The sequence below is a fragment of the Corynebacterium sp. KPL2838 genome (assembly GCF_040225455.1).
GTDB lineage: Bacteria > Actinomycetota > Actinomycetes > Mycobacteriales > Mycobacteriaceae > Corynebacterium > Corynebacterium rhinophilum.
In genome coordinates this window covers 52,356-58,635 of record NZ_JBEHFT010000014.1, presented here as the reverse complement: position 1 = coordinate 58,635, position 6,280 = coordinate 52,356, and the positions used below count along the sequence as shown (strand labels likewise).

Below are 6,280 nucleotides of genomic sequence, written 5' to 3'. Positions count from 1 at the left end.
AAGTGAAATAATCCTAATACCAGCACGCCAGACCGGCTAAACATATAACTTCACCAACACATCCTGTCGTTTAGGCCATCCTTTTTGCGGTGTAGACGAGGCATACAGAAAATCCCACGGCCGAGGAGTTACTCCATAGCCGTGGGATAATTTGTCGGGCTAACAGGATTTGAACCTGCGACCCCTACACCCCCAGTGTAGTGCGCTACCAAACTGCGCCATAGCCCGGCGTCGCATTATTTGTTGCGACTGCCCTAGATTACATCAGGATAATTCCACAGTGAAATCTAGGCCGTGACCTGCATTAAAGCTCGCCGGTGGAATAGACCCATGCGCCATTAAGGCGCCGGAAAGACGATCGCTCCCGCTGGGAGCCCACTGCCTCGCCCTTGTAGAAGGCCTCAAATTCCACGATGCCTTCATCGTCTACAAGACCACCGCCTTCGGTATCGAGGATATCAAAGCGGTAGAACCGGATGGGGGAGTCGGCCAAGTCCAATGAGCTCGGCCGAGTCACCGGATCCCAGGTGCGCAGGAGGTAGTCCTCATCGCCGCTGACGAAGGCGCTAAAGCGTGACCGCATGAGGGCCTCCGCCGTGGGAGCTTTGGCACCAGCGTGGTACTTGCCGCAGCATTCGCCAAAGCTCAGCCCGCTCGTGCAGGGGCAGCGGCGGGAATCGGCGATGGGGTTGAGGGCCACCATTAGTTGGCGTCCACGATATCGGTGATGGTGGCGCCGGCGGCCATGCGCTCGATGTCGGTATCGCGCGCGGCTACGCGCAGTGCATCGACCTCGGAATCGTCCAAGGAGCCTTTTAGTTCGATGCGGCGCTCGAAAGAGGTGGAACCGGTCTGGGTGATGGTCACGTGGACATCGTCAAGCGCAAGCTTCTTGCCGGCTTCCTTGATGGCCTGGGTGGAGGCAGCTGCCAAGGCCGACATGAGCAGGCCGGTTGCGGTAAAGCCCTTGCCCTTGCCGCCTTCCTTTTTGGTCCGGTCCGCGGTAACGGAATGATCATTGTGGCGCACCACGACACCGAATTTGGTGCCGGTAGCAGGGCTGGCAACGGCGGCATCCGTGCCCACTTCCTCGGGTTCATAGTCGGGGACGATAAACTGTCGCGACCATGCACCGATGAGATCAGCGGCGCGGGCCGCCGTACCCTGTTTCGTCAGCAGGTGATCGGCCTTATCCAACGAAACGAGGGATTTGGGGTAGCGGGTCATGCGGAAGATATTTTGCGCATTGTCGATGCCCACCGTCTGATCGATGGGGGAATGCAGGGACAAGAGGGGCTTGCGCAACCGCGGTAGGTATTCTTCCGGATTGGTTTCTGCCAGATCCTCCAGGAATTTACGCGAAATGGTCAGGGCCCTGCCTCCCAAGACGACCTCGACCTCGCCATTAGCGTCTACCTCGCCGATCTTATCCGCGTAGTGCAGCACGGAGTGCGCCGGATCGAAGGGGGCGCCGATGGTGGCAACGGCCCGAATCTTTTTCATTGCCGTGGCGGCCTTGAGCACCGCCGCACCGCCCAGGGAGTGGCCAATGAGCATCTGCGGTGCGGAATAATGTTCTTCTAGCCAGTCCGCTGCGGCGCGGATATCGTCGACATTCTGGTTAAACGTAGTGTCCGCAAACTCGCCTTCTGATTGCCCCAAACCGGGGAAATCAAAGCGCAGCGTGGCGATGCCGAATTCCGTTAATTGCTTCGAGGTGCGGGCCGCGCCAGGGGTATGGCGCGAGCCGGCAAAGCAATGCGCGAAGACGGCGAAGGCGAGAGGTGGAGCATCAGGAAAGTCGATGGTTCCTGCCATCTCGGTTCCTCGGCTGGACAGCAGCTTAACATTGACGGATTGCATGGCACCTACAATAACGGCCCCATAAGTTCCAAGCCAGATGAGGTTGACTAGAGTCGTAGGCAGCCAGCCCCTAAAGGAGGAATTGTCGTGGGAGCATTCGATTGGTTCTGGAAAGCGATGGGCTCGCAAAGCGAGCGAAACGATAAGAAATCCAAGGCCATCGTGGATGAAGCTCGCTCCGCCGCGGAGAAATTCGCGCAGAGCGACGATGCTGCCGTGGCCCAAGCCGCCCGCGATGCGGTGCGCGGCGGCGAGGTCGCAGACAAGGCCCAATTCCTGGGTGCCCTTGCCGTCGCGTGTGAACGCACCCTGGGCCTGCACCCATTCACCGTGCAATCGCAGGCGGTACTGCGACTGCTTACCGGCGATGTCATTCAAATGGCTACCGGTGAGGGCAAGACTCTCGTTGGCGCGATGGCCGCAACGGGTTTCGCGCTGACTGGAAAGCGCGTCCACGTCGTGACGGTCAATGACTATCTGGCCAGCCGCGATGCCGAATGGATGCGGCCTGTCGTGGAATTTTTTGGGCTGCAGGTAGCCTCCGTCACGGAGGGCATGAGCGCGGATGAGCGCCGCGCAGCCTATGCGCAGAATATTATTTATTCCCCGGTCAATGAATTGGGATTTGACCTATTGCGCGATAACCAGATCACCGAACGCGCACAGACGGTGCAGGCGCCTGGCGATGTCGCCTTGGTGGACGAGGCCGATTCCGTCCTAGTGGATGAGGCCCTCGTGCCCCTGGTTCTAGCAGGAAATCGCCCCGGTGAAGCTCCCACGGGGCAAATTACCAATGTGGTCTCCCGCCTCCGAGAGAACCACGAGTACGTCATCTCAGATGACGGGCGCACGGTGCAGCTTACCGATGTCGGCGCAGCCCGCGTAGAGCGAGAGCTCGGCATCGATTCCCTTTATTCCGAGGACAATATCGGCACCGTCCTCGTCAAGGTCAACTTGGCGCTGCACGCAAAGGTGCTGTTGATACGCGATATTCACTACATCGTGGTGGACGGCAAGCTGCAGCTTATCGATGCCTCCCGTGGTCGCGTCGCCGATCTGCAACGCTGGCCCGACGGGCTGCAGGCAGCGGTAGAGGCCAAAGAGGGCTTGGAAGTCTCTGAGGGCGGGCGCATCCTCGATACGATTACCCTGCAAGAACTCATGCGACGGTACCCGCTGGTCTGTGGAATGACGGGTACTGCGGTAGAGGCCACCGACCAGCTGCGGCAATTTTATGACCTGCACGTTTCCGTTATCGATCGGAATAAGCCACTGCAGCGCTTCGATGAACAAGATCGCATTTTTGCCACCATAGGGGAGAAGTCAGCGGCCATCGTCGAAGAAATTGCCCACCTGCACGAAGCCGGTCAACCAGTGCTTGTGGGAACCCAAGACGTTGCGGAATCAGAAAATTTGGCGGAGGCCTTGCGCGATCGCGATATCGAAGTCAACGTGCTCAACGCCAAAAATGACCGCGAAGAAGCACAGATTGTTGCTGAAGCCGGCGATATTGGGCGGGTAACCGTCTCCACACAAATGGCCGGCCGCGGCACCGACATCAAGCTCGGTGGTGCCGATGAAGCCGACCACGATGAAGTAGCTGAGCGCGGCGGCCTTGCCGTGATCGGCACCTCCCGGCACCGCACGGCGCGGCTCGATAACCAGCTGCGCGGGCGTGCAGGGCGCCAAGGAGATCCTGGCCTGGCGCTGTTTTTTGTCTCCCTGGAAGATGATGTGGTGCAACAAGGCGGCGCTGGGGAAAAGGTCAGCGCGCAACCTGGCCCTGGCGGGCTCATCGAATCCAAGCGGGTGCATGACTTCGTAGCCCATTGCCAGCGGGTGACAGAGGGCCAGTTGCTAGAGATTCACGCCCAGACCTGGAAGTATAACCAGCTCTTGGCGGATCAGCGCATCATCATCGATAAGCGCCGTGCAACGCTATTGGATACGGACCAAGCCTGGCAGGAACTAGCCGAGCGCGCCCCAGAGCGGGCGAGCGAGCTTGCGGATATCCCGGAGGCGGCGCGCATCCAGGCAGCGCGCGAAATCATGCTGTATCACCTGGACATGGGCTGGGCAGACCACCTCGAGCTGCTCGATGATGTGCGCGAATCCATTCACCTGCGCGCCATCGCGCGCGAGACCCCGATCGATGAGTATCACCGCATTGCGGTGCGCGAGTTTAAGGACTTGGCGCAGCGGGCGGTGGACCAGTCAGTAGAGACCTTCAGGCAGGTGCCTATTGACTCTGAGGGGGCACACCTTGCAGACTCAGGATTGAACCGTCCAAGCGCAACGTGGACCTATATGGTCTCTGATAACCCCCTTGCGGGGCAGGGAAATTCCGTGTTGAGCGGCATCGGAAACATTTTCCGGTGAAATAATTGCCCACTGAGAGATCAAAGACTCGGTAGAGTCGCTATTATTGGTATAAGTAACTCAAAACTAATCCCCGGAGGTAACAATGAGCGAGAACACCGGAACCCCGGAACCACAGGTGGAGACCACCTCTGTATTCCGCGCTGACCTGCTCAAGGAAATGGAAAATGGCACCAAGGGAACCGATACCTCTGCGGTAGGTACGGAAAACCTGGAAGATGGCCAGGCGTTGCTCGTCGTCAAGCGCGGCTCCAACGCCGGTGCCCGCTTCTTGCTTGACCAGGACACCACCACGGCAGGGCGCCACCCAGAGGCAGATATCTTCCTGGATGATGTCACCGTCTCCCGCCGCCACGCTGAATTCCGCAAGAATGATGACGGCCAATTCGAGGTAGTAGACGTGGGATCCCTGAACGGCACCTACGTCAACCGCGAGCCGCGTAACTCGCAGGTGCTCGAGGTGGGAGATGAGATTCAGATCGGTAAATTCCGCCTCGTCTTCATCACCAAGCAGGACTAAAACCGCAGCAGACAAGCCGTTTTGCCGTACTTGGTTAAAGCGGTTTAGTCTCCTTTTTATATCCAACGACTACTGAGACACTTTTAAAGAGATAGACACAGTGAGCGCAGCAGAATCCGCGGCGGCATCAGCTCGCCGCAAAAGCCCGAACACGAAGAAGGCTAAGACCATGTCCATTGGCGTGGTCTTAGAAACGCTGAATCAGCAGTTCCCTGATGTCACTGTGTCTAAAATCCGCTTCCTCGAGTCAGAGGGGCTAATTTCTCCCCAGCGCACTGCCTCCGGCTACCGCCGGTTCACGCAGGAAGACGTGGATAGGTTGCGCTATATCTTGACCACCCAGCGGGATAATTACACCCCGCTTAAGGTTATCCGCGAGCAGCTGGAAGCGATGGATTCTGGCCAGGTCACCGCCATTGTTTCTGCTGGCAATGCGGAGACCTTGCTGTCCCCGCAACAGTTCAAAGCACCCGCGGTAACGCGCTTGACCGATGCCGAGGTAGCAGAGCAAGCCGGAGCATCCGAGGCGGATATTGCCACCTTTATCAAGGACAAGCTCATTAAGCCGGATGCCGCGGGATTTTTCAATACCGATGATGTGGCCATTGCTTCTGCCGCAGTTGCACTGCAGGCTTTTGGCTTTAGCTCTAGCCAGCTGAAGTCCCTGCGAAATAGCGCCCGCCGCCAGGCGGATTTAATCTCCCAAGTCGCGGCCCCCGTAGCGCACTCGAATTCCGATACCGCTCACCAGCAGGCAGAAGAACTGTCCCAGCAGATGACGGCGCTAGTGGTTTCTTTGCATGCCACCTTGGTAAAGACGGATTTGCGCCACGAATTTAACGGCTAACTCACCATGGCTGCCTCCCATGTGGGAGAGTGGTAGCTATGAGTGATGTAACCCTTGAATTTCACGGCATTCACCAGCTTGGGCCAGAAGATGATGTCTGCGCACTGCTGCGTTGGCCCGAAGACAATCGCCTCATTCCCGTCTGGCTTTCGGCCGTAGACGGAATCCAATTGGCTACCGTTTTTGCTGACCAGCGCCCGAACCGCCCCACGACCCACGATCTTCTGTGCGAGGTCTTGGAGGCTGCAGGTGGCGTCGAGGCCATCGAGATTGTCAACCACCATCAAGGCACCTTCATGGTGGATATTCAGACCGCGCAAGGTGAAGTTTTTGATGCGCGTGTAAGCGATGCCTTGGCGGTAGCCGAGTACTTTAAGGTGCCCATCGTTGCCGAATCTGCGCTCTTGGCGCAGGTATCCGTCTTCGCCAGCGAGGAGGACATCAAGGAATACTTCGACCTCGAGCTTCCTACCCCCACACAGGACTGGGAAGACAGCGATGCCTCCTCCGCCGAGGAAAGCACCTCTGCATCCGGAAACGCGCAGGCCGATGCCGATTTCGAAGAGATGATGCGCAGCCTTGGCATGGATGAATCCGATTTCCACACGGGGGAAGAAGACGAAAAAAATTAATGACACGCGTGTGACTAATGGTGACAATGTGGTTTTTAA

6 protein-coding genes and 1 tRNA gene are annotated in these 6,280 nt (G+C 58.1%); 4 read left to right on the top strand and 3 right to left on the bottom strand.

Annotated features, from left to right (window positions below):
- Positions 1 to 154: 154 nt before the first annotated feature.
- From ABRP98_RS06570 to ABRP98_RS06560, 3 genes are all read right to left on the bottom strand, one after another.
- Positions 155 to 228: transfer RNA gene (locus tag ABRP98_RS06570), tRNA-Pro, on the bottom strand.
- Positions 229 to 304: 76 nt separating this feature from the next.
- Complete coding sequence (locus tag ABRP98_RS06565; protein WP_349858183.1) at positions 305 to 703, bottom strand: YchJ family protein; 399 nt, start codon at positions 701 to 703, stop codon at positions 305 to 307.
- Complete coding sequence (locus ABRP98_RS06560; protein ID WP_349858181.1) at positions 703 to 1,863, bottom strand: bifunctional alpha/beta hydrolase/OsmC family protein; 1,161 nt, start codon at positions 1,861 to 1,863, stop codon at positions 703 to 705. The genes ABRP98_RS06565 and ABRP98_RS06560 overlap by 1 nt, the downstream gene beginning before the upstream one ends.
- 87 nt (positions 1,864 to 1,950) lie before the next feature.
- On the opposite strand from ABRP98_RS06560, the gene secA2 reads away from it, so the two are divergent.
- From secA2 to ABRP98_RS06540, 4 genes are all read left to right on the top strand, one after another.
- Complete coding sequence (secA2, locus tag ABRP98_RS06555; protein WP_349858179.1) at positions 1,951 to 4,242, top strand: accessory Sec system translocase SecA2; 2,292 nt, start codon at positions 1,951 to 1,953, stop codon at positions 4,240 to 4,242.
- 85 nt (positions 4,243 to 4,327) lie between these two features.
- Positions 4,328 to 4,762 carry an oxoglutarate dehydrogenase inhibitor Odhl gene (odhI, locus tag ABRP98_RS06550; protein ID WP_349858176.1) on the top strand — a complete coding sequence of 145 codons (435 nt, stop codon included), beginning with the start codon at positions 4,328 to 4,330 and terminating at the stop codon, positions 4,760 to 4,762.
- A gap of 100 nt (positions 4,763 to 4,862) precedes the next feature.
- Positions 4,863 to 5,609, top strand: a complete 747-nt coding sequence (gene ftsR / locus ABRP98_RS06545) for a transcriptional regulator FtsR (protein WP_284782844.1) — start codon at positions 4,863 to 4,865, stop codon at positions 5,607 to 5,609.
- Positions 5,610 to 5,647: 38 nt separating this feature from the next.
- Positions 5,648 to 6,241 (top strand): bifunctional nuclease family protein, encoded by a 594-nt coding sequence (locus tag ABRP98_RS06540; protein WP_284771855.1) that lies wholly within the window; start codon positions 5,648 to 5,650, stop codon positions 6,239 to 6,241.
- Positions 6,242 to 6,280: the final 39 nt, after the last annotated feature.